This window comes from Sulfitobacter noctilucicola (assembly GCF_000622385.1).
Lineage (GTDB): Bacteria > Pseudomonadota > Alphaproteobacteria > Rhodobacterales > Rhodobacteraceae > Sulfitobacter > Sulfitobacter noctilucicola.
In genome coordinates, this window is record NZ_JASD01000002.1 from 18217 (window position 1) to 43071 (window position 24855).

The following is a 24855-nucleotide window of genomic DNA, read 5'->3' on the forward strand; positions in this document are numbered from 1 at the left end:
GCGAGGGCCAGCCCTCGCGCTCCCGGGATATTTGAAGAGAAAAGAGGGGGGAGGGTCATTCTGCGGCGACCCCCAGAATAGATTTGCGGCGCAGGGGGCGCGCAAAGAGGGAGGCCAGATCGCCCGCCTGTTCGTAGAAATGCACCGGCGTGAACACCAGTTCGATGGCCCATTTGGTGCTGAGGCCCTCGGCCTCAAGCGGGTTTGCGAGGCCCAGACCGCAGACCGTCAGGTCGGGGCGGGCGGCGCGGCAGCGGTCAAGCTGCATGTCCACGTCCTGTCCTTCGGAGATTTGCGGGCCAGACGGCAGCAGGTCCAGATCGGGGCCGTGCACCGCATCGTGAATATAAGGCATGCCGACCTCGATTGCGGTCATGCCGCATTCGCGGGTCAGGAAGCGGGCGAGGGGGACCTCAAGCTGGCTGTCGGGGAAGAAGAAAGCCGATTGTCCGTGCAGCGGTTGTGACGCCTGGGCGATGGCCGCGCGGGCGCGGCGGCGGGGGGCTTCGGTAACCTCTTTAAATTTCTCGTCAGAAACCCCGAATTCGGCTGCGATTGCAGCCAGCCATGCGGTTGTACCTTCGTCGCCAAAAGGGAAGGGGGCGGCGAGGTGGTGTGCGCCGCGGCGTTCAAGGGCGGCGTGCGTTTCGGTCAGAAAGGGTTGGGTCAGCGCATAGACAGTATTTTCGCCCACACCCATTTCCGTATCAACCGAACGGGCGGGCAATACCCGCACCGGTCCAACGCCCAGACCGTCCAGCAAGCTGAGCATCTGGTCTTCGACAACATCAGGCAGAGCACCGACAACCAAAAGCTCGCGCTCATTTGTAGCGGGCAGAACGGGGACCATCGCGGCAAGGCAGGCATCCTCGCCTTGCGTGAATGTCGTTTCAATACCGGAACCGGAGTATTCCAAGACCCGTACTTTGGGCGCGAATTGCTGAGTCAGGCGCTCGGCGGCGCGGCTCAGGTCGAGCTTGATCACCTCGGAGGGGCAGGAGCCGACCAGGAAGAGCTGCCGAATGTCAGGGCGGCGAGAGAGCAGCTCGTTCACCGTGCGATCCAGTTCGGCGTGGGTGTCATTAAGGCCGGCAAGGTCCGATTCTTCGAGAATCGCTGTGCCGAATCGAGGTTCGGCAAAGATCATCACCCCGGCGGCGCTTTGTAAAAGGTGTGCACAGGTGCGCGAGCCGACAACGAGAAAGAATGCGTCCTGAATTTTTCGGTGCAGCCAGATGATGCCGGTCAGACCACAAAAAACCTCCCGCTGGCCACGTTGTTTGAGGACTGGTGACGTGCGGCATCCAAGGGCGGGTGGTGGCGTGAATTGATCCGTCATGCTGCGGCCTCCGATTGAAGGCGCGCCATGCGCAGTTTCCAGATAAATTGGCCTGCATTGATCACATAGGCCGCATAGGCCGCCAGCGCGATCACCATCAGGGTCATCGGGGCCATGCCACTGATAAACAAACCATAGAGATAAAGGGAATGCAGAGCGATGACGGCAAAGCTGAAGACGTCCTCCCAAAAGAACGCATCCGCAAAAAGCCATTGACCGAAGACGACTTTTTCCCAGATCGCACCGGTGATCATGATGAGGAAAAGGAACCCGGTTTTTACCACGATCGACCAGCTTGCCGCGGCGTACCCCTCGCCGCTCAAGAGGTAGCGGCAAACCAGAACAAGCGAGACCAGAAAAACGATGAATTGGAGGGGGGCCAAGATGCCTTGCACGAGGGTCCAGATCGTCTGATCCCTGCGCATCTTCTGCGCGGGCGTGTAAAGCGGATTGGCGCCTTGGGTCGTGGTGTGGTGCGTGGCCATGGCTCCCCCCTTGGCTGGCTGAACTCCCTAAAATCTGGCAGGTAGAATGCAATGTGTCAACTTTCATTTACACAATAGGAATCTGTATACGGTTCCCGTTGAGTGCCTAATGCGTATGAATAGTAGGGGTTTAAGCAAATGCGACGACCCGAATGTCAATTTAGTTTGACATTTTTGGTGACCTCGCGGACGATAAGTGCAGTTTTTTGCATAGCGGTGCCACTCCGGTGCAAAAACGCTCAGGGAGACTGCTATGTCCTCAGGTAACTGCGCAGATCAGAAGTCTGGCCCGGACGAGGTCAATCGGGTTGCCTTGCAGGTCCTTTCGACGATTGCGCCGGCCCACCCCTGCGACCCCCGCAGCCGTAAACCTTTCGAAAGCTATCTGGGCCAGATGTACAAGGCGGTGTTGGCGCGAGAGCCCGGGCAGCTGTATGGCGTCATAAAAGAGATGCGGCGCGCGCGGATTGAAAGCGCCATCATAGCCGAGATGTATGTCCCTGTGGTTGCCCGTCGTCTGGGTGAGGCATGGTTGCATGATACCTTGGATTTTGCCGCGGTCACGATTGCGAGCGCACGGTTGCAGGGCATTTTGTGGAAACTTGAAAATGACTGGGCTGTCCCGCACGAAAAACGACACCACTGTCCGCCCGCCTTTTTGGTGGGGGTTCCCGCCGGTGTTCAGCATACGCTGGGTGCCACGATTGTTGCGGGTCAACTTCGCCATCGTGGCATGTCAGTCCATCTGGACATTGAACTGACTGCCACGGATATCGCGCAATATGTGCGCAATCAGGAACTTTCCGGCGTTTTGCTGTCAGCTTCTTCCCCCGAACACCTTGATTTCCTGCGCATTCTGGTAGATATCTCGCACCAACAAAGCCGGAAAACGCCGGTATTTATTGGCGGGGCAATTTTGGAACACACTGATGCGATACGCGAGATCACCGGGGCAGACCTGGTGACGTCGGACGTGCAAGAGGTTCTGCAATTTTGCGAGGCGGGTTCTGTTCCGTCGCGGATGCGGGTACCCCTGTTAAGGGATGCGTCATGAAACTGGAAAGCCCTCTCAAGACTGAAAGCCCGGAACAATGATGTCGCAAGGGGAAATGACCTGGACCAGCGGTCTGATCCCGATGATCGAGCCGGAGATCGTATCAGAGATCATTTCGCGAATTGCCGATCTGGCTTTGGTCGTTTCGGGCACTGGTGTCGTTCTGGGCGTGCTCAGCAATCCGAATTCCAAGTTGCAATATGCGTTTGCGCGTTGGGAAGGTCAGCCGCTGACCGACCAGCTTGCCACTGAATCAATTCCAAAGTTCAAGGAACGCCTCGCGGGTTTTATGCGCAATGAAGGGGCCGTTGTTCGCCCTGTCGAGCTGAACCACGTGCTTTCCGCCGAGCGCGACGGGTTTCCGGTGCGCTACAGCTTTCACCGGATCGGAACTGACGGTGCGCTCTTGATGCTGGGTCAGGATCTGCGTCCTGTCGCCGAGATGCAGCAACAATTGGTTGCCGCGCAGATTGCATTGGAAAAGGATTATGAAGCACAGCGCGAGTATGACACCCGCCTGCGAGTGCTTATGGGTGCCACGAGTGAAGGGACATTGTTCGTTTCTGCGGGTACCGGAGAGATCACGGATTGCAATGCATCAGCGGTGTCCTTTTTGGGGGCTACCCGATCAGACGTAATGGGTCAGGACATCAGCCATTATGTGTTGCCGAACAATGGCCGTCGATTGCTTGACGTGCTTGTTGATCTGGCAAGTGCGCAAAACGGTTCTGCAATTGTTGTCAAAACCAAAGCGGGTCGCGAGCTGAGCCTAAGGCCCACTATATTCCGTGCCACGGGAGAGCAGATGTTGCTGTGCCAGCTTTCCGATATACAGGGCGCTTCGCTGCGGTCTGACGCGTTGGAAGAGCATCTTGTCAGTATGTTCGAGCGCGGCGCGGATGGCATCGTCTTCGTAAATAAGGCAGGGAACATCCTTAGTGCCAATGACGCATTCCTGCGTCTGACCGATGTGGTGCACAGTCGTGCCGCCAAGGGGCGGTCCATTTCCGATTTCCTCGGTCGCGGATCTGTTGACCTGAATGTGGTGCGTGAAAATGCCAGCCGCACCGGTTCGATGCGGCTTTATGCAACGCGATTGATTGGGGAGCATGGTGTCGAAGTACCGGTAGAGATCGCGACAACCTTGCTGGATAGCGCGCCTGATCAGGTCTTTGCTTTGGTGATCCGTGACGCAAGTCGTGCGGAGATGATGCGCAAGTCCAACCAGCAAATCACCGAAGTCGACATGCGGTCGGTTATCGAGTTGATCGGCAGTCAGACGCTCAAGGGTATCGTGGCAAAAACCACAGATGTGATTGAGAAGATGTGCATCGAGACAGCGGTTGAGCTGACGTCAAACAACCGCGTGGCCGCGGCGGAAATGCTTGGCCTGTCACGCCAGTCCTTGTACGTAAAGCTGCGCAAATACGACCTGCTAAAGAAAGACACAGATGAGTAACCTGCGGTGCGGGTTTCCAATCACTTCAAGCAGAATAGATTTAACATAATCTGACTTACAGGGCTAATTGCGCGCGCAACGGCACATTCTAAACTTGGGCGGCTTGCGGCCCTACAGCTTCCCTTGCGCCAGCCACTCATCCAGTTGTTTGCGGCTGATTTCGAAATGCATGCTGTCCTCGCGCCGCCATGATGCGCCCCATACCCATCCTTCGGTTCTGAAGAAATCCGCAAGGATGGTAAGGCCAAGCTGTGTGCGTCCGTCTCCGAGCGTATCAAGTTTGCCGTCAATGTTGAGATCAACGGCCAGTCCGAAGCTGTGGGTCGATACACGATTGGTGGTTCCCCTGATGCGACGTACACACAGTGCACCAGCGGTGTTAATGCGGGCGTAAAGATCGGGGTCGGTGATCCGCACGGCTTCGAAAACGCGGGCGAGTGAATCCAGCGCAGGCTGCAGCATTGTCACGCGGATCGGACCAACCTGCGTTGTCTTGAGCTTGGATTTCAGCCGAGGGTTGGTCATGGATTCGCATTTGTCGCTCAAGTTCTGGCGCGGCAGGCCCAGCTTTTCGGTCAGATACCGCCCGCCTGCGATCTTGAGGCCCTTGTTCACGTTCCTGCGATCAGCAATCAGGACCACCTGCGCGTAGGCGTCGATGATATCGTTGGTCCCGTTCTGGCTGAAAATCTCGGAGCCGTCAGTTTCGGGAGCCTGCAAAAGCTGGGGCCGCTGCGGCTGGAATGCAGGACGGTTGCGCACTTCCTGACCCAAGGCGGCCATCCCTTCGCGGATGTCTTCCATCCTCAGGCGAATATCCTCGACCTGCTGGTTCAGAATTTCGATTTCGATCCGCGCTTGCGAATCGATTGCCGGTCCGGTGCCACGGCCGGGTTGTCCGATCACCATCGGTACGACAAACCAAAGTATCGGTGCCAGAATGATGGCAAAGGCCAGAATAAGGGCCGGGATCAGTTTCATTTAAGGGCCGCTCTCATAAAATCGCTTGTTGTAATGGGTATAGCTTAGGCGAAAGGACCCCTGCGCGTCAAAACCGTTGTGACCTTTGTCTGTGTCGTATACTTTGACCTCAGTTGATTTGATGAACCTATTATACGAAAGGAGGAGATATGTTTTTCATGCGTATCCTCACAGCGGCCTCTACGGCTGCATTGCTGACATTGGTCGGCCATGGCGCGCAGGCGCAATCCGACCTTACTGCGGACGAGATCAAGGACGCCTTTAACAAGCAAAAGACTCGCGGACTTGTGATTGTGCCCTCGGGGCAGGCCGCGACTGAAACGGCGCAGACCCAGCCGCAAACCGAAGTTGTCGCTGCGGAAGAATATACTGCGGTGGACAAGGCCGATCAGGTAAACGTCAAGATCAGCTTTGATTTTGACAGCGCAGCACTGCGCGAAGATCAGAAGCCACGGCTCAACAGCCTGTGCGAAGCGATGAAAGCGGTCGATGTGGCTGTGTTCCAGATTATCGGACACACGGACAGCTCCGGTTCTGCCGCCTATAACGAAAACCTTTCCCTACTGCGGGCCCAAGAGGTCAAGCGCCACATGGTGTCGAGCTGCGGGATTGAAGAAAACCGTTTGAAAGCAATCGGTCTGGGCGAAAGCGCACCTTTCGACCCAAGTGATCCACGCAGTGATGCGAACCGCAGGGTAGAGTTTCAGGCGCTTGGCTAAGCGCGGTATGCGCAACTTGGCCTTTTTGACTGGAATGACATCATGACCGAACAACGCCCCAGTGACGCGTTTCAAACAGGTGACGTGTTAAATAACACGTACCGAATAGAGGCGTTGCTGGGACGTGGTGGCACGTCTGACGTCTACCGTGCGCGCAGCGAAATTTCCGGCAGGCTTGTCGCCATCAAGGTGCTCAAGGCAGAATTCTCGGGGAATGACGACTATCTTGTTTTGATGACCCGCGAAGAGGAAATTCGCGAGATCCGCCATGATGCGATTGTGCGCTATTCCGAAAACCATCGCACGTCGGACGGTCTTGTCTATCTGTTGATGGATTATATTGACGGTCCCGGCCTCGACCGAAAGCTCAAGGAAGGGCCGATGCCGGCCGAAGATCTGCTTGTGCTGTGCAAACGTGTGGGCGAAGGGTTGAAAGCTGCACATGACCGCAGCATCGTGCACCGCGATCTGTCCCCCGATAATATCATTCTACGTGACGGTGATCCGGCCCAGGCGGTCGTCATTGATTTCGGCATCGCCAAGGACACCAATCCGGGTGCGGAGACAATTGTCGGAAACGAATTTGCCGGAAAATATGCCTACGCCGCTCCCGAACAACTGAGCGGAAAGACCGATGCGCGATCCGACATCTACTCGCTCGGTGCGTTGATGCTGGCTAACTTCAGGGGCAAATCGCCTGATGTTGGTGCCAACCCTATGGAGGTTGTGCAGAAAAAGAACGACCCGCTCGATACCTCCGGTGTGCCGGAACCATTGAAATCACTGCTAGACCGGATGACAGCGCCTGATCCGGATGCGCGGTTCCAGTCGATGGATGAGGTGCTGACATTTCTTGAAAGCGGCGGTGCCGAAGAGGTGCTGTCGGATGCGACAATCATCGCGCCGCCGGTCAAGTCTGAACCTGAAGTCAAAGCCGAAGCGCCCCCTCCTCCAACGCCACCTGCGGCAGCCAAACCATCGAAACCTAAAACTGCCAAAAGCAGTGGCGGATCGGGCGGATTGATTGCTGCTGTAGCGGCTGTAGTCGTTATTGGGGCCGGAGCCGGTGCATATTTCGGCGGATTTATCGGCGGGGGCGGGCCGGAGTTTCCGCCTGTCAGTCCTTACTCTCTTGTTATCGCCAATTCCGAGAATCTGCCGACCTCGGCCAGCGGATTTGTCCCCGACCCCGAGATGCAAAACACCCTGGTCGGGCGTATGAATGATCTGGGCGGGACGGCCGATCTGACATTGGCATCCGGTGACATCGCACCGACATGGAATGTGGATGTTCTGTCTGTTCTGGACGATATTGAACAGCTGGATGACTGGCAACTTTCGGTCACCGGCAACACGGCGAGCATCTCTGGCAGCACCTCTGACGCCAGCCTTCTGGCCAGCCTGACCGAAAAGTATCCTGCTAACTGGCCGGGAGGTTTGAGCGGTACAATAGATGTGGCGCTGACCTCGCTTTTCCTGGATGCGGCTGAGGTGGACAATCTGCTGGCACAATACGCTGACTGTGGTCCGCTGACGCAAGTGAACAACCCCGGCGCAGTGGGATACGGTCCCGATGATCCGGTTCTTGTTTCCGGCACACTGGCTGGCGAAGAAACGCGCGATACCTTGCAGGACGCGTTGGAAGACATTGCCGATGACCGATTTGTTGTCATTAACGCGACCTTGCTTAATCCGACACTCTGTCTGGTTGAGAACTACCTGCCCGAAGCGCCCTCAAGCGATATTCAGGTAGAATTCAAAGACGGAAATTCGGGTCAGGATGTGACGTCCGGCGACTTTAAGGTTGGCCAGAACCCGGTGATTGACGTGATTATTCCGGACAGTCTGACAACCGGATACATTTCGGTTTCGGTCCTGGATGTGTCAGGGAATGTCTTTCATCTTCTGCCAAATGTCGGGCGCACAGACAATTCGGTTGAAACCCTGCGCGATGGTCAAAGTGGTGAGGTCGCATTGCGCGTGGCCTATGGTTTGAACGAAGACCGCCCTGAGGGCAGTATTGCTTTCAGTGTTGATGATAGTTCTCTGGGTAAAAGCAAAATACTGGTGATCCACTCCTTTGCGCCATTGTTTAGACAAATGCGCCCGACAACGGAATCTGCTGTCGCCTATACCGAAGCGCTAAGCGCACGTGCGGCAGACCAGATGATTGAAACTTTGGATTCCGCTATTCTGACAACGTCGGAATAGCCCGCAGCGCTACAGGATATCGACAACCGCTGTCGTGATATTGTCGGCGCCGCCACCGGCCAATGCAATCTGTATCAGGTGATCGCAGATCAGTTCGATCGGTTGTGTGGTCAGGGCACGGCGCAGCATGTCGAAAGTCGCATATTTGGTAAGCCCGTCAGAGCAAAGCAGATACCTGTCGCCCGGCGCGATTTCACCGTGCCGTTTCTCAAGCTCCAACGTATCGCCCACGCCCACCGCACGCGTGATGGCGTTTGATTGAGGGTGGTGTTCCGCCTCGTCCCAGCTCATCTGGCCTGCCTCGACCAATGCCGCAACAACTGAATGATCCGTCGTCAGCATCTCGATCTCGCCATCGCGCAACCGGTAGAGCCTGCTGTCACCAGCCCAAAGTGCTGCGAAATGACCCTCGGCCAGCAACAGGCCAACAACGGTGGCACCGATCACATCATTGCCGCGCGATATGGCTTCTGCACGAATAATGCGGTGCGCTTCCTGAAGCGTGTCACGAAGCGCCTGAATGCGGTCGGCGGGTTCAAGGTTGAGCGGAATTCCGGCGGCCATGTCCGCGATCAAGCGGCTGGCATAGTCACCGGCCGCATGACCGCCCATCCCGTCCGACACCAGCCAGACATTGAGTTCCGGCAGGGCCAGAACGGCGTCTTCGTTTACCTTACGCTTGTGACCGACGTGAGTCTGGACGGAGTATCGGGTTCTCAAGGTCATGCAGGCACCCTCGCATCCATCCACAAAGGGGCGTTCAAATCAAAAAGCGCACGCGCCTCATGGGTGCCGGGAAGTCCGTCACAGATCATGGTGTGTCCTTTGTCTTCAATCAGGGCGGTCCATAAACTTGGCGCACTGATGCCCCCTGCCCCGATCAATCCTGCGGCAAGCTCGGGCGCGGGGCTGCTGCCGTCCGCGCCGTTCAATACGATTGTCTGACCCGCACGGCGCAAGGGCGCGCAGTCCTTTTTGGCGCCGGTGTTAATCTGCCCCAGCAATTCGCCAAGCCGATCGCGGTCCATCCCGTCCTCCAATGCAGCAAGGGCGACATCTTCCAAGGCGTCGAAGGTTTCGTCATGGGTAAGATGGTCAAGCGACGCAGGCGCATCATCAGGCACGGATGCCATCAACGACAGCGGAAAGCGTCGCCCTACCCGGTCGACGGAAGGCATGAGAACACCCATCACTTTGGCCGCTCCTGCCAATCCGGGGGCAAGGGTGAAACGCCAGATCGGCGCAGACATATACTGCGCATCCCATCTGTCACCGCCCGCCTGCGCACCAGTCATCATCGCGCCCTGCAACCAGTCGTCCCAAACACGCATGAAACCCGACGGGGCGTTGATGTGAAAAAAGTCACCCAAGGCGGGCATCTTCCCGAAAGCTCCGAAACCCTGCTCCATCAGAACGTCTTGGGACAGTTGAATTTGGAGAGCGCGGGCAAGGCGAAGGGGTTTACCACTGATCCCGATTGAAGCTGGAAGATCGCGATGCGGCCCGACACGTTAAAGATCACGCGCTTGCGGTCGGATACATTTGTCCGTCTGATTTCCGCGGCATCAAGCAGCCGGAACCATGCCCAAGGCCCGTCTTTTGCTAGCTGGCTTTCGCCGTTGCTGAGGTTGGGCTGGAACACGACACCGGCCAGACCCACCTCGCCGGGCCAAGTGATTGCCACAGGCGTATTATTGGGACGTTGGGTTTCAAACAGGACATTCTGTGACCCAATGGTCAATTGCACAGAGGCTGCCTTGGGATCCAGTGCTTCCGGTGTGATCTGAAACGCAACCGACGGTGTGGTGCCGCCGCCAAAGAAAGCGTCGCGGATCTCGGCGGCATATTGCATCTGCAACAGCACTGCCGGAGATATGCCCAGATCGACGTCGTTCACCTTTTTCCACAACCACGGTCGGGTGCCGGTATCGACAAATTTGGCCAGATTGGTGCCAAAGAAACTGTCGATCATGCCACCGGGCGCAAAGAGTTTCTGGAAGTCCGCCATCGCCACATCGGCGCGTGCGCGACGGTTAAAGGGATACCGGTTTTCAAGCGCTTGTGTGCAGAAAGGCAGCACCGTTGACTGCCACTGTGCATTGATCGAAGACCGCGTACCGTCGGCGGTAATGCCGGTTGAACTGCTGGTGATCTGGGATGCCCAACGCTCAAGCGGGCCGGGAATGCGGCTGGCCATCTGCTGGAACCGTTGCGTCGCAGTGCCGCCTTCCGCTGCGGTTGCGGCGACACCACTGAACGACATCTTGTTCAGCTCCTGATAGACTTCCTGCAGTGTCAGGATGAGCAGATCAAGCTGGCTGTCCTGCCCTTCTGGACGTGCCACCAGTTCATGAAGCCATGAGAACCGTTCCTCGACATAGGCACCGGGGGCCTTTGGCGGCGACCCGTCAGCTTGCGCGCCTGCAGAGTTCTGGAGCGCTTGCAGCAGGATTTCGCCCTGAATGCTCAATGACGACTGCGCTTCGATGCGCGCAATCTGCCCTAAACCCTCGTTCAGCTCGTTTGAATCGAGGCCAAGGGCATTTCGCTCTTCGGTCAGCCTCGTCTCTCGGGAGATTTCCGTGAGGATGTTCACAATTGGCGAGGTTGGGCCGGATAGAACATTTGTGACCTCAACCGCATGGGAAAGAGATTCCAGCGGTGTTACGTCAATGTCGCCAAGCAGGGCGTCATAGCGGGCGATGTAATCGTTGTAATAGAGATCGAGCACATCGCGGCTGAGCGCGGTCAGCGCCGCATCGGATTGTTCCGCGATGCCACGCGGGCCGAGTACCCAGCTTTCGCTTTGGATGCGCTTTGCCACGCCCAATGCTTCGCCAAGGAACACATCGTTGAAACCCGCATAGGTAAAGATACCTTCGATACCATCGTTCAGCGCCTTCCCGGATGAACGCACCAAAACACGTTTCACAGCAGGGCCGCCGACATCCGTGATCCGCCATTTTGGCAGTGAAGTCGCAGAGGCGCTGTTGATGATGCCGTTATAGACCCGCTGCGCCAATGGCATTTCGGACAATACACCCTGCACCTGTTCCACAAGCGGTCCATTCAACGCGATTTTTTCCATCGGCTGCGACAGCAACGCATCAAGGTGGAATGCCAGATCATCGCGCAAAGCAGCGCGGTTGGGGCCAGCATAGGTAATTGACCAGTCGATATCCATCCACTCGCGAATGAGTTCGGTGTTCATGGGCCCTTCGAGGCCCAGCATCAGATAGATTTTCAACGCTTCATAAAGCAGATCGGGGTTATTCACGTTGCCGGTAATCTGCTCTTCGAGCCGCAGCAGCAGACGTGGCAAAAGACGCTGGTTTAGCGCCGCACGGTAAGTTTGGGCGGCCTGCGTGCCGATCACCTCACCTTGGTACAGCCCGTAGGTCAGGCGGCGTTCGGGGCGCGGGTCACCAAGGGCGGGATTGGTGGGCATGTCGCGCAGGACATTCAGGGCATCCACAACCGGCGGCAAATCGGTATCCCCGATGGGGCTGGCGGGCAGTGGGGCGCTGAGTTGTTGATAGCTGTCCACGTAGGTCGAGGCTTGCTCAATCAGTTCTTCGTTGCCCAGATAGCTGCGGGTAAACAAAGCACCGGTCACCAAGGCAATAACAACGGTGGCGGCAATGGCGGCGCGCTTGGTCCAGCGGTAGCGGCGTTCTACCTTGTCATCCGCAGAGACCAGACCTGCTTCGGGGAACATCACAGCTTCAAACAGACGTGTCAGGAAGTAGGACCGGCCCTGCCCCTGACCCGTACCAATGGCCTGACGGCCAATGCCAAAGGTGCGCGCCATGCCCAACATCAGGCGGTCAATTGGCGTGCCTTCCTGCGTACCGGACGTGAAATAGATTCCGCGCAGCATGTGGCGTTTTTCATAACGGTTGTCCTGAAAAACCTCTTGCAGAAAGTTGCGCGCGACAGACCGCATGGCTGCGACTTGTGACGGAAATCCGGCGATGAGCGAGCGGCGTTGGGGATCAATTTCGGTTTGCATGCGCTCAAGCGACTGCGCGTTGAGCTGTCCCAGTAGCAGCGCAAATTCGGAATCAAACGCGGCAACGGGGGATGTTTCGCCCTTGTTATTGTCCAGCGGCAAGGTGAAACCCCAGACCTGTTCACGGTCTTCCTTGCCCAGATTGTCATAGAATTCACTAAAGCCCGCGATCAGATCGGCCTTGGTAAATAGCACATAAACGGGGAAACGGACTCCGAGTTTTTCGCGCAGTTCGTTCAAACGGCGGCGCACGGCGACCGCGTGACTGGCTTGGGTAATTTCGTCCTGCATCAACAGATCGCTTAGCGAGATCGCAATCATTGCCCCGTTGATCGGCTGGCGTTTCCTGTACTTCTTGAGCAGGCCCAGAAAGCCGAGCCAGCCCGCGTTGTCGGTTTCGGCGTCGCTTTCCTGGGTTGTGTAACGGCCAGCAGTGTCGATCAAAACCGCTTCATTGGTAAACCACCAGTCGCAGTTGCGTGTCCCGCCCACGCCACCAATCGCGCCTTTGCCCATGCTTTCGGCCAGTGGAAATTGCAGACCGGAATTCACAATCGCAGTGGTTTTGCCAGCACCCGGAGGACCGATCATTACATACCACGGCAGTTCGTTCAGATGTTTGCGCCCGTTCTTGGATTTGCGCAATTCGGCCATCGCAGTCTTTAGCTTGTCGCGCAACTCTCCCAGCTCCACCGAGGTGACATCATCCTCGGAATCGTCGATCTGTTCGGCGATCTCCTCTGTCATCGCCTTGTCGCGGCGGCGGCGGCGCAGGAAGATAAACAGCATCAAGCCGAGGAAGAAGAACCACAAACCGCCGATAAAGATCGCACGCGACATGATGCTGTCGAAGGGTGCCCATGTTTCGGTGGCGATAAACGGGGCGAGATACCAGACGCAAAGCGACAGTGCGATCACCACCATCAACAGGATCGAATAGATCGATTTGAAGATCAGACGTAAGATCCGTCGTAGGAACATCAGCTGGCCTCCTGCACAAGCAATACTTCGATGCGACGGTTTTCAGCGCGGCCTTCACGTGTGCTGTTGTCCGCAATCGGTTCTTTTTCTGCCCGCCCCTCTGCCGTGAGGCGCGAGGGGTCTTTGATCGTATTTGCCATTGACGCCATAACCGATTTCGCACGCGCAAGACTAAGATGCATATTGGACGGGAAGCGCGACGACTTGATCGGAATGTTGTCAGAATGGCCTGTGATGATGACCGGACCCGGCTCGTCGTTCAGGGCATTGGCAACGCGTGCAATCGGTTCGGCAAAGCTGTCCGTCAGCTTGTCAGAGCCGGAACCGAACATATTGGACCCCGCGATGCGGATGACCAACGTATTGCCCTTTTGAAAGACGTTAACGATGCCTTCGTCGATCTCTTTTTGCAGGAATGTCACCACCTTCTGCAGACGCACCTCATCGGGTGGTGTTGGCGGTGGTGGCGGTGCGCGACGCTGTAGAGCGGCGACGGGGCCACTGTCGATCACAGACAGTTGGCCGATCAATCGTTCTGTTTGATTGCTCAATAAATAAGAGAGGCCGGTGAACTGAAGCGCCAGCAGGGCAGCGGTCGTTCCTAACGCAATCCAGACCAGACGCCAGGCGGAAAGCGCACGGTAAGGTTTGTCTTCACCCTCCCAATGGGGCGACAGATCGCGTTCCACATCGCCACGCTGGCCGCGGATGATGCGGGCAAGGCCCTGGCGGATTTGCAGGTGTTTGTCCGGCCCGCCCTGTTCGATCCGCAGACGCCCCTCGAATCCGAGTGACAGACACATGTAGATAAATTCGAGCACATCGAGATTGTTTGCAGGCTCTTTTTCAAGCCGCGCGAGCAGATCATAAAAGCGGTCGCCGCCCACCGTTTCGCGGTGGAACGTACCGACCATTGATTGCAGTCCCCAGCTTGATTGCCCGCCCCAAGGTGTATTCAGGACCACGTCATCAAGCGTCGCGCAAAGCGCATAGCGGGCAATTTTCACAGTTTGCGCCGGTATGCCCGCCTGCAAAGCTCGGTTTTCAAAGGCGCGTACTTCGGCAACGACCGAGCTGCGCAGCTTGTCCGGATCCATATGTTGCGCGCGGTTGCGGATACGGCTGATCAGTGAAAACAGCGGTGCCGCACAAGCGGTCAGCTGGTTCATGCCCGTCAAAACCATTTCTACTTCTTGCGGGCCGTCACGCTTGGCGGCTTGGGGTGCGCTGGCAGCAGCAGGGATACCCATTGTATCTGCGGCGGCGGCAGGAGGGGCGGCCATCGGTTCAGCCGGCGGTGCTGCAGGGGTCGCGGGCGTGCGTCGTCCTCCCGGATTGGGGCGGATGACCGTCTTGTCCGTATCATCGGGTTCTGCAAACGGGTTGTCGTCTGACATGGCCTGCGCCTCTTCTTCGATTTAGCTGTTGCGGATCGCCCAAAGCTCCATGTTCAAACCGGGATATTGCCCTGATACATGTACCGCGATGCCCCCAGACGTTGTCATTTTGCCCCAATACGGGCTGTCGGACGCAAGTTCAAAATATACCACCCCAGCATGATAGGGAATCTGGCGCGGCGCAACAGGCATTGGCCGCAAAGTGATCCCCGGCAAGGCCGAGTTTACCAGCTGACGAATTTCCTCGACCGGTCCGATCTTGGCCTGCCCTGCGAAATGGCGGCGCACATCTTCGGCGGGGATGTCCGCCTGAACCGCCAGAACGAAACCGGCGGTGCTGATCAGTTTGCGGTCGGTGATGACCCCAACACTGACGCCATATTTGCGTGCTTCAAGCGGGACAGAGATCGCAGTCTGTTCAAGAACAGAGCTGAGATATTGCCGCAACGTGCGGATGACCGGCGCGAATGTGACCGAGAGATTATCGTGTTTATATGACGGAAAGTCCGGCGGTTCCTTGTTGGTTGTCATAAAGACCGAAAGCTCGCCGGCCAGCGCGATGCAGTGGCGATACGCGTCTTCGGGATGCAGGTTTTCGACAGTGCTAAGATGCCGGAAAAGGGGGATGGACCGGTTGATGACCGTCAGCAGCAGAAAATCGGAAACTTCCGCCACGGCCTTTGCCGCGCCACCTTCGGACAGGCGACCGGCAAGCGCGGTCATACGGTGAGACAGCAATCCCTCAACTTCGCGGATGAACCCTTCCAGCGGGGCGGCGGCACGCACATCAATACAGGCAGGAATAAAGCTGCGGTCGAGGATGATTTCCTTGTCAGGTCGAACCTCGATGATCCGCGCAATCGGGATTGCCAGCATGTCGGCAAGGTCATCCACAGCCAGCGCAAAACGCAAACGCATCTTGCCGACTCCGATAGTGACCGGCTTTTGATCCCGCCCCATGGTGTCAGTGATCTCAAGCTCGGACGGGCGCAAACGGCTGACAGATTGCTCCGCGCCTGTCATGTCCACCTCAACGGCACCCTGGCGGCGTTGCGGAACGGTCAGATAGACAACGCAATCCTTGACGGTTTCCGGCACCTCAAGTGCTGGCGGGTGGTCATCGGTTTGCGGCACGCGAAACACCATGCCGTCATGGGTCAGACCCGCGCAGCCCTTAAGCGCAAATTGCCCGACCTTCAAAACTTCTTCGTCGATCTCAAGCGCGTTAAGACCCCATGCATAGGGTCTGACACGGCGCGCCAATCCGGCAACCATTGCTTCGCTATAGCGGTCCGCCTGTTGGAAATGGTGCGGTTGAATAAACAACCCCTCCGTCCAAAGCACTTTACTGTCCCAGGACACGTAATTCTCCCTGTATCGCCTCAGTTGCTCCGCACGGAGCCTGAGATTATTTTAATTTGTCGAGTTGCTCTTTGTAGGCGCGTGCAAATTCGCGGCTGAACAACTCGTGAAAATCGTTTTCGGCCTGATCGGATATCTGGCCATACATTTTTTCGTAAACTTCCCAATAACGGGCCTTCTTACCTTTCAGCAGGCCGCCAATGCCGCCGCCACTTTCAATCTGTGCACCCAGAACTTCCGGGTCGAGCTTGGCAAGAATGCCTTTCAGCGCTGCTTCCATTCCTGTGACCATCGCGACTTCATGCGCCTTGATATCATTCAACGCTTGTTCCGTCGCGGTTTCCGATCCCAGATAACCACGGGACTTCGGTTTCACCAAGGCTTCGATGGCCTGCTCTGCACTGATGGAAAACTTGAGCGGATTGTTCCCGCCCGCGCTGATCATAGTCTGTTCAATGCGGAATTCCGATTTGATCGACGTGCGGGTCATCAGGATTTCGCGCAAACCGGTAATCATGGTGCGCATCACCCGGCCCATCCGCGCCATGGTGGTGTGCAGATCGTCGTCGTCGATTTTCAATTCGTCCACATCCAGCGCATCAAGGAATGCGTGAGCGGCCGCTTGATCGCCGGTTACGACCACGCGTGCCTCGGCAGAAGGCGGTACAGTCGCGGGTTCTTTTGCCGCCACCGGTTCGGTCTTTTGTGGCTCAGGTTCGGGGGCGGTTTCTGCAACAGGCCCGGCGGGAGCAGGTAGCGGTGCCGCTGGTGGTTGTTCAGGGGCTGCCGGTTCCGGTGGTGCCTCTTGCGCTACAGGGTCCGGTGCCGGTGCAGGCGGCGGCGCGGGTGCCGGCTCAGGTTTGGAAGGCGACAGGAAATCATCGTCCCAGTCATCGGGAATAATTGCACCACCACCGCCGGTTTGCGCCGGGCGGAAACTATCACTGGCAGAGGTGTTATGCATCGACTGGCTGGCACCGAGATCCTCGTTCGCCGCGTCTTCAGCCTTGTGGAAGAAAGGGTCTTCCTCTTCGCCCAAAGGCGGCAAAAGATCGTCGATGGGATCGACGGTCTTGATCTGACCGGGACCTTTCGGCCCTTCGGGAGAACCAAGCAAGCCGTCCAGAAAATCACCGCCTGGTGCGGCATCATCCAGCAAGGCAAGTGGATCGGGGGCGTTGTCCGCAACGCCGTGAGAGACCTGGTCGTGGCCCATCGGATCGGGGATCGGGGGTGGAAGAGCGGAAGCAATTTCCACCATCAATTCATAAGGACCGACCGACAGGATGTCCCCGCTGTTCAGCGGCGTAGGCGTGCGCCCAAGCGGCGCCTTGGCATAATTGAGGTATGTGCCGTTGGTGGAGAAATCGATCACGACCACGTTGCCGTTGTGATCTTCGACCACACAATGGCTTTTTGAAAGCTGGCGGTCGGGATCGGGCAACACAATGTCATTCGCCGGACCACGCCCGATACTGAGCGAACCGCCAGACGGCATCTGCATTGGGCCTACATCGCCCGGCATCGTACCCGATGACTGAAAAGACAGCTTGACCGCCATAACCGCCGCTAGCCTCCAATCAGCACGGTTGGGCAGCAGGGCGGCAGAATAAATCCACCGCAGGCGCAATTATCCATCAGCCTTGCCGCTGGCATGTTCATAATCAAAACCGTGGCAGACCCTTTGACGATAGGATGTGGCGGTGCCGCGGTGGCCAGATCACCCATGCGCGCGGCAGGCAGATTGCCGATAAGAACAGTGGCAGCGCAGGGTGGCAAAATGGGCGCAGGCGCGCCTGGCGGTGGCACAGGTGTCGCAGGCGGAGGTGCGGGAACCAGACAGCCGTGCATGTCGCTGACGCGGGCGGCAGGAAATGTCATGGCGTCGCCTCCTTCACGTCTTGCTTGTTCCCCATCTTGCCACTGCCGCCGCGTCCAATGTCCACGGCCCGGTCAATGAGCATTTGTCCATACTCTTCAAACTTATCAGAATTTTTGTCTAGCGCCACGAGATTCATTGCAAAAGCACATGTTTCCGCGGCACCGGCAGGCGCCGGGAATTCTGCCAGATCGGCGGGGCCAAGCGTGCCGTCCGAATAGAGAACCGCCATCGCAATGTTCACGGTATCATCGTCGATATATGCATCATCCATCGAGACGCGGGCCCGTTCGCGGTTTTCCGGCGTTGGCTTGAACACCCAGTCCTCTGACGCCACGAGTGATTTGGGGTCCTGTTCTGTCTTGGGGCCAATATAATCGCGCGCGGCAAGACAGGCCCACCAGACCCGTTCGCGTGCAGGCAGCACAATCGACAACACACGAAGCACATCGATCAGTGCCCCCTTGCTGTCGAGTTCGTCAAGCACCTCATCCGCCATGGCAGCGACAGGGGCCGTTACAGGTGTTTCCAGGCGCGTGTTGGCAAGTGACAAAAGCTTTGCCACCGGCTCCTTCGGCACCTTGACCATATCTGTGAATCGATTTCCCATCATACCGCCTTAGTTGATCTTGGTCAGGTTGCCCTTCAGGGTCAACAACCCTGAAGCCTGAGCGGTCACTGCGGGAGCCTCCATTTTGGCGGTCCCCGTCCCTTTGACGGTCACGCCGGACTGCGTGATCTCGACTTTGCTACCACCGACCTTGAGCGTGATCTTTTGCGCAGCTTCCATGGTAATGGTCGAACCGGAGGTGATGTCGATCGAGCCTGCGGCGTCGATCTCGATCTTGCCGGATTGTACGTCCAGGCTCATATCGCCCGACCTCACAACTTCCGTCATGTTTCCCTCAACCGTCAGGTCCAGCTTGCCGCTGTCGACGGTTTCGGACTTATCCCCCTCTTGTACCACTTCCGTGACATTCTGCTTAACCGTTTGGAGCAGACTGCCCGCTTCTGCATTGTGACCACCGGGGTCCACGTTCAGCCCGTCATCGCCCACCGTGATCTGCGCGCTGTCCTTGACGACCATCTGATAGTCTTTCTGCGCCTGAAAATGGACATATTCGCTGCCCGCTTCGTCTTCCATCACCAAAGCGTTGTAGTCTGTTTCCCGCCCGTCCGGTGATGATCGGGTCATGATGCCCGTTCGGGTTGGCTGCTGCGGATCGACGTAGGGCGGCATTTTATCCTTATTATACATCATCCCGGTGACAATAGGTCTGTCAGGATCGCCATCTTCGAACTGGATGACGACCTCCTGCCCGATGCGCGGAATTGAGAGCAGACCGTAGTTGGTGCCGGACCATTGGGTGACCACCCTGATCCAGCAGGATGCGGTATCATCTTCGGGGCTGTGACGATCCCACCGAAAGCGTACTTTGACCCGACCGTATTCGTCAGTATGGATTTCCTTACCCGACGGTCCGACAACTTCGCCGATCTGGATACCGGGAATTTCCGGCCAGGGCGTGACGAAGGGCGCGCGAAACGGAAGGTCTTCCTGAATAGCACCGAACGCAAAAGAATAGTCGTTTACAATCTCGTCCGGTATTTCCGCGCCTTTGGTCTCCAGCGCAAAGAATGTGTCTTCGTTATCCGCCATTTCTTCTGAATCTCGGATAAAGTGGACGCACTCAGTAATCAGATAATCCTTGTTGTTCAGCTCTTCGGGGTGATCGACAAGACTGAAGCGGAAGCCTGTGCCAAAGATGCGCACGTCGCCTGCCCCACGGCAGACACTATGTTTGATCGCATCTGCCTCGTTGCGCATCCGCGCGCGTTTCTGACCCAGATCTTTATCGCCACGGTAATGGCCAGGCAGATCGTAATATTCGTATTGCGTGTGTGTGTGATCGCCCTTCTTCATCTCGCTGACTTCAAGCTGGCGCACGGACGGCTTCTCAAAATCGTAATCGACCAGACTGATCTTGCCGCGTGTGACATTCTGCGCAGCGGCCCATTCCGAGATCGTCTGACCACTTTTTGAATCGCCCCCGTCGCGCGGCTTGAAGGTTAGATTGCTGTCGCCTTCAACTGCTTCGTGCGCGGTTAGGCCGTCACAAATCACCAGCTTTTCATATTTTTCCAGTGCGTCACGGTGGTCGAAATAATAATACAGGCCCTCTTCTTCCATCAGCCGCGACAGAAAATCGAAATCCGTCTCGCGGTACTGAACGCAGTATTCACGCTCGTCGTACGTTTCGGTGGTCTTGATCTCGAAGTCCGAAAACCCGTGATCGCCCAACACTTCTTCGATGATCTGTTTCACGTTCTTGTTCTGGAAAACGCGCGTGTTGCGCGCCAGCGTCAACATCCAGAACCACGGCCTGATTTGCGCGACAAAGTGGTCATCACCGCCGCGCATCCCCATCGCCTCAACAGAGATACAGGTGCCGGTAAACAGCCGCTCTTTATCGCTATCTCCGTCTTCAAGATGTACGTGAACGGTCATGATCTTGCCCACGAAGTCCTTGAGCTTCACCTCTGTTTTGCGGGCAAGAAACTCCAGCGTGGTTTCCGTGATGGTGCTCAGCTTTTCTTTTACCACGGCCTGCTTGAGCCGAAGTTTGTCCGTTGTGTATGTCCCCGACATCCATGTCGAGGCCTCTTCTCTTGGCTTACTAACTGTCATCAAAAGTTCCTCTAAAAATGCGCGGCCGCATCAGGGCGTAATTTCCCTGTGTCATAGGTCGGCCAGCAGCGCTGCCAGTTCGGCATCCATGTCTTCTTCACTTCCACTATCGTCTTCGTCTTCGCTATCCAGATCAAAACCTGAAAGCAGGTCGTCCAGATCTTCCATTGTGGCCTCGGGCGTGGCCCCTGCGTCTGCCGCAGGTTTGGGTGGTTTGGCTGGTGACGGTGGCGGCGGTGCAACGCCTGACCAGGGACCCAGCACATCGCCCCCTGCCAATGACTGGAACGACCCCAGCCGTACCTCATCCCGTCCTTTGACAGAGATGATTGGCAGATACCCCCGTCCAAGAACCGTCTCGACCTTGTCGAGCGTGAGATTGCGTTCTGTGCATGGCAGCGCCACCTGATCGCCGTATCTGTCCAGCACAAAATGATAGGGCATATCGCCAAGCGACATGATCTCGCCCAACCCCATCGACGCGCCATTCTCTTTGAAAGATCGCGCCAGCAGGACTGCGACAAGCACAACAGGGTTCGCCCACAACATACCCGAAAGACCCGCGGATTGGGTGAATTCCTCAAATTCGAATTCATAAATCGGCTCGGTCTTGGCACCGTACGGCCTGCGCATCAGGAAACGGGGTGTCGCAAGGGCAAGATGCCCCGCCTCAGGCATGGCGCGCAGTGTGTCCCATTCTGCGGCCACCAGCGGATGCCGGTCCTTCTTTGCGGTACCCAGAAACTCAGGCGTTATCGCGGCGAAAAACGGTGCATCCACATGCGATGCCACCCGCGCAATCCGGCCCAGAAGCTGCGCATGTGGGGGTGTTTCTTCAAAGGTGTACATCCCGATCATCGCGGAATAGCCGCCGCGCCCGGTCTCTTCGTCCATCGGACCTTCGGTCAGCAGCCGTGCAAAGCCGCTTTCGGACAGGTCATCCGATTGGGTAAGATCAGCCGCGATTTCCTCGGCGGAAATATCGTAAAGCATCACTTCGAGTGTGTCGTCCACTTCGATCCGGCGCGAAATCAGATCAATCGCACGCCATTGCGCTTCGACGGACTGGAACTCTGGATGATGCAGAATAAGCCGCATCGCACCCGATATCGCATCATCCACCGCCTGCGTCATCGCGGCGGCATCCGGATCAGGCAGTTTGCGGATGTGCGGGCCGACGATCCGCGCGAGCAGGTCATCAACGGGCGAGGGTTGCGCGAGGGTCTGACGTGTGTCGCCGATCAGCTTCTGAAAATCGGTCAGCTTGAGGTTAGCGCGCACAGTGTTGCCGCCCGATGTTCTAGATGCTGGTGCCACCGGCCGCCCATGCGCTGCACCCCACTCTTTCAAGGACTTCGCTGCTGCCTCCGCGGTTCCACCATGGCTAAGCTGGGTTTTCAGGTCTTTCAGCGCCGAGAATATCTCGACCTTTTCAAAAAGCTCGTCTGGATGCAGATCGTCGAGGTTCTCCAGCTTGACCTCTACCCCCGCGCCGTCTTTTCCGATGGGCAAGACAAGCGTGGTCGCAAATCCTTCGATCACGTCTTCTACTGTGTCGGGGTCCAGCAGGATCGCCCTGCGGTTGGCCAATGCATCCCCGACTTCAAGTGTACCCTTGGCGGCGCGACCGGTAAAATCTCCCATAATCGCCAGTCTGAACCGCTTGCGGTTGAGCCTTTGTGCCTCTGGGCGTGCGCCGCTCATGGTCCCGAATGCGAAAGCCGGTTCAATTCCAACAGTGTCCGTTTCACCGGCAGCACCCTTTTCTGATGCGGTATCAGAAGGATCAGGAGCATCATGCACGCCTTCTGCGATCTCTTCTTCTAGATCGGCCAGCAGGGCATCAATCACATCATCGGGCACGTCGTCTTCCCCTTCGTCCTGAGCCACTGCCGCAGGTGCTTCGTCCTCGACCACCTCTTCTTCGATACCCGCCAACAGCGCGTCAAGATCATCCAGTTCGCTCAGCGGATCGGGCGGTGGAGTTTCATCGGGAGCGGTAATGTCGTCATCGAGACTGGCAAGCAGCGCTTCCAGATCTTCGCCCTCATCGTCGGCATCTTGACCGGCCTCGGCCTGAGATGGCTCTGTGGCGGCAACAGGTTCCGGCGGCTCTTCCAGAGCGGGGGGTTCATCGGGTTCCGCTACACCGACTTCTTCAAGATCACCTAGTAATTCATCAAGATCGTCAGGGGCCGCTGAAGTTTGATCAGGTGTTTCCAGCCCATCTAACAGCGCATCGAGATCGTCCGCCTCTGTCTCGGATTTTTCGGGTTGGTCCAGATCCCCCAGAATGTCGTCGAGAGGATCAAAAGATGGGGCTTCCGGTTCTGACAGGTCCAGCGATGCAAGGGCATCATTCGCTTGATCCGCAGTCGGTGGCGCGTCGACGGCGTCGATCCCGCCAAGAATATCATCGAGATCATCAACCGCAGTCTCTTCTTCCGGCGTATCCAAAGTGGCAAGCGCGTCGAGCGGATCTTCAGTCGGTTCCGTTTCTACGGGTGCGGCCAGATCATCCAGCAACGCATCCAAATCTTCGGCTTCTGCAGCATCGGGCAGAGGAGCATCTAGGGTCGCGAGCACATCCGCTGAAGTGCTGTCTTCGACATTCTGTTCCAATGTGTCCAGACCACCAAGGATATCGTCCAGATCATCAGCGGCGGCTTCCTCTTCAGGCGCGTCCAACGCTGCCAACGCGTCGAGCGGGTCGTCGGTCGCATCCGGCTCAGCAGGGGCAGCCAGTCCATCTAAGAGCGCGTCGAGGTTTTCCTCGTCTTCGACTTGGGCCACGGGAGCGTCGAGTGTCGCGAGTACATCATCAGAACTGCTGTCGTCAGCAACCTGATCAGCAGATTCCAACCCGCCAAGGATGTCGTCCAGATCATCAGCGGCGGCTTCCTCTTCAGGCGCGTCCAAAGTTGACAACGCGTCGAGCGGGTCGTCTGCGATCTCAGGCTCCCCCTGCACTTCTAGGCCGCCCAGAACGTCATCCAGATTATCGGTCTCCGCCTCGGGAAGTGCTACAATATCAATGGAGGCGAGAACGTCGTCGGCACCGGTTTCCTCGGCAGGATCTTCAGTGACTTCTACGCCGGCGAGTATGTCATCAAGATCATCTTCGGTCGCTGTGAGCTCTTCCGCGACTTCGATACCGGCAAGGATATCCGCTGCGTCCACTTCTTCAACGGCCGCATCGGGCGCTTCGATGCCAGCAAGTGCTGCTTCGATATCGTCCTCGTCCTCGACTTCATCGACATGCTCGATTTCGGCAAGAACTGTCGCCGCGTCTTCTACGGGTGCGTCCTGTTCCAACAGTTCGATACCGGAAAGCACATCTGCTGCGCTGGTTCCGGCTTCGTCCATGTCAGGCAATGCTTCAATGCCCGCAAGTGCGGCATCAATGTCCGGCGCATCATTTGTTTCTTCTGTGACCTCGATACCTGCAAGGATTGCGCTGGCATCCTCGACAGGCGCTTCATCGGCTACTTCCACTGCCCGCAAGGCATCAAGGGCCGCGCTTGGTTCCGCCTGATCGGCTTCTACAATTTCCTGCGCGCGAAGGGCATCGAGTGCCTCGCCAGATGCATCCTCTGTGGCTTCGGGCACCTCCAGATCGCGCAGCGCATCCAAGGCTCCATCATCCGTTTGCGCCTCAATTTCTTCGTGTTGTTCTTTGCGCAAGGCGTCCAGCGCCTCAACGGTGGTATCCCCCTGCGCTTCCTCAGGCACTTCAGCTGATCGAAGTGCGTCAAGCGCTTCAGCGGGATCAGGTGTCTCCAGCTCTTCTACGTCCACCGCTCTGAGTTCTTCGAGCGCCACCTCGCCTGTTTCGGCTTCCACCTCGGGAAGCTTGGTGTTGCGCAATGCATCCAATGCGTCTGCACTCTCGTCCGGTTGCGGCCCGTCTTCTACTGCGTTTTTGCGCAACCCTTCCAAGGTGTCGGTGCTTTCATCGATGTCATCTTCTGGAATGTCTGCTTGACGCAGATCGTCCAAAGTACGCGACGAGCGGTCGTCCTGTGAAGCATCCGCTGGCGCGGCCGCACGCAAACCGTCGAGCGTTGCGGTGCCATCGTCCGGCGCTTCTTCGATAGCAGCGGGGATTGCCCCAAGCGTTTTAAGCACATCGGCTTTGTCGTCCGGTTTTTCCTCAGGCACAGCAACAGCACGCAGCGCATCAAGCGCCGACGCTGTTTTGTCCTCGACCGGTTCGTCCTTTGGGGCCATCGACCGCAAGGCGTCCAGTGCAGAACTTGTTGTGCCCTTTTCTTCTGCCATTGCGGC

The 24855-nt window shown here is 57.2% G+C and carries 17 protein-coding genes; 4 read left to right on the forward strand and 13 right to left on the reverse strand.

Going from position 1 to position 24855, the window contains the following annotated elements; all coding sequences use genetic code 11:
- Window positions 1–55 precede the first annotated feature (55 nt).
- Window positions 56–1339 (reverse strand): ferredoxin:protochlorophyllide reductase (ATP-dependent) subunit N, encoded by a 1284-nt coding sequence (locus Z946_RS0100575; RefSeq protein WP_025053804.1) that lies wholly within the window; start codon window positions 1337–1339, stop codon window positions 56–58.
- On the reverse strand, window positions 1336–1824 hold the full coding sequence (gene bchF / locus Z946_RS0100580; RefSeq protein WP_025053805.1) for a 2-vinyl bacteriochlorophyllide hydratase: 489 nt from the start codon (window positions 1822–1824) through the stop codon (window positions 1336–1338). The genes Z946_RS0100575 and bchF overlap by 4 nt, the downstream gene beginning before the upstream one ends.
- Before the next feature lie 253 nt (window positions 1825–2077).
- Between bchF and Z946_RS0100585 the strand changes: the two genes are divergently transcribed.
- Together Z946_RS0100585 and ppsR are read left to right on the forward strand one after the other, a co-directional pair.
- Window positions 2078–2878: a cobalamin B12-binding domain-containing protein gene (locus Z946_RS0100585; RefSeq protein ID WP_025053806.1), complete on the forward strand. Its 801-nt coding sequence runs from the start codon at window positions 2078–2080 to the stop codon at window positions 2876–2878.
- A gap of 55 nt (window positions 2879–2933) precedes the next feature.
- On the forward strand, window positions 2934–4337 hold the full coding sequence (gene ppsR, locus Z946_RS0100590; RefSeq protein ID WP_241461277.1) for a transcriptional regulator PpsR: 1404 nt from the start codon (window positions 2934–2936) through the stop codon (window positions 4335–4337).
- Between the two features lie 111 nt (window positions 4338–4448).
- Here ppsR and Z946_RS0100595 read toward each other — a convergent pair whose 3' ends face one another.
- Window positions 4449–5318: a M15 family metallopeptidase gene (locus Z946_RS0100595; RefSeq protein ID WP_025053808.1), complete on the reverse strand. Its 870-nt coding sequence runs from the start codon at window positions 5316–5318 to the stop codon at window positions 4449–4451.
- 149 nt (window positions 5319–5467) lie between these two features.
- Here Z946_RS0100595 and Z946_RS0100600 point away from each other — a divergent pair, with 149 nt between their 5' ends.
- Both Z946_RS0100600 and Z946_RS0100605 read left to right on the forward strand, forming a co-directional pair.
- Window positions 5468–6037, forward strand: a complete 570-nt coding sequence (locus tag Z946_RS0100600) for an OmpA family protein (RefSeq protein WP_025053809.1) — start codon at window positions 5468–5470, stop codon at window positions 6035–6037.
- A 42-nt stretch (window positions 6038–6079) separates the two neighbouring features.
- Complete coding sequence (locus Z946_RS0100605) at window positions 6080–8248, forward strand: serine/threonine-protein kinase (protein ID WP_025053810.1); 2169 nt, start codon at window positions 6080–6082, stop codon at window positions 8246–8248.
- Window positions 8249–8257: 9 nt separating this feature from the next.
- Here the strand turns inward: Z946_RS0100605 and Z946_RS0100610 are convergent, their stop codons facing one another.
- Genes Z946_RS0100610 through Z946_RS0100655 form a run of 10 tightly spaced genes read right to left on the reverse strand, consistent with a single transcriptional unit; the run spans window position 8258 to window position 24849 of the window.
- The gene (locus tag Z946_RS0100610; RefSeq protein WP_025053811.1) at window positions 8258–8974 is read right to left on the reverse strand and encodes a PP2C family protein-serine/threonine phosphatase; all 717 of its coding nucleotides are present in this window, start codon (window positions 8972–8974) and stop codon (window positions 8258–8260) included.
- Entirely contained in the window at window positions 8971–9657 is a 687-nt protein-coding gene (tagF, locus tag Z946_RS0100615; protein ID WP_025053812.1) for a type VI secretion system-associated protein TagF, read from the reverse strand. The genes Z946_RS0100610 and tagF overlap by 4 nt, the downstream gene beginning before the upstream one ends.
- Window positions 9657–13241, reverse strand: a complete 3585-nt coding sequence (gene tssM, locus Z946_RS0100620; protein ID WP_025053813.1) for a type VI secretion system membrane subunit TssM — start codon at window positions 13239–13241, stop codon at window positions 9657–9659. The genes tagF and tssM overlap by 1 nt, the downstream gene beginning before the upstream one ends.
- Window positions 13241–14638: a type IVB secretion system protein IcmH/DotU gene (gene icmH / locus Z946_RS0100625; protein ID WP_025053814.1), complete on the reverse strand. Its 1398-nt coding sequence runs from the start codon at window positions 14636–14638 to the stop codon at window positions 13241–13243. The genes tssM and icmH overlap by 1 nt, the downstream gene beginning before the upstream one ends.
- Before the next feature lie 21 nt (window positions 14639–14659).
- Window positions 14660–16000, reverse strand: a complete 1341-nt coding sequence (tssK, locus tag Z946_RS0100630; RefSeq protein WP_025053815.1) for a type VI secretion system baseplate subunit TssK — start codon at window positions 15998–16000, stop codon at window positions 14660–14662.
- Window positions 16001–16046: 46 nt separating this feature from the next.
- Window positions 16047–17525 carry a type VI secretion system-associated FHA domain protein TagH gene (gene tagH / locus Z946_RS0100635; RefSeq protein ID WP_241461278.1) on the reverse strand — a complete coding sequence of 493 codons (1479 nt, stop codon included), beginning with the start codon at window positions 17523–17525 and terminating at the stop codon, window positions 16047–16049.
- A gap of 44 nt (window positions 17526–17569) precedes the next feature.
- On the reverse strand, window positions 17570–17881 hold the full coding sequence (locus Z946_RS0100640; protein WP_025053817.1) for a PAAR domain-containing protein: 312 nt from the start codon (window positions 17879–17881) through the stop codon (window positions 17570–17572).
- Window positions 17878–18489, reverse strand: coding sequence for a DUF6931 family protein (locus tag Z946_RS0100645; RefSeq protein ID WP_025053818.1), 612 nt, complete (start codon window positions 18487–18489; stop codon window positions 17878–17880). The genes Z946_RS0100640 and Z946_RS0100645 overlap by 4 nt, the downstream gene beginning before the upstream one ends.
- 9 nt (window positions 18490–18498) lie before the next feature.
- Window positions 18499–20568, reverse strand: coding sequence for a type VI secretion system Vgr family protein (locus Z946_RS0100650; RefSeq protein WP_025053819.1), 2070 nt, complete (start codon window positions 20566–20568; stop codon window positions 18499–18501).
- 51 nt (window positions 20569–20619) lie between these two features.
- On the reverse strand, window positions 20620–24849 hold the full coding sequence (locus Z946_RS0100655) for a type VI secretion system contractile sheath domain-containing protein (RefSeq protein WP_025053820.1): 4230 nt from the start codon (window positions 24847–24849) through the stop codon (window positions 20620–20622).
- Between the last annotated feature and the right edge of the window lie 6 nt (window positions 24850–24855).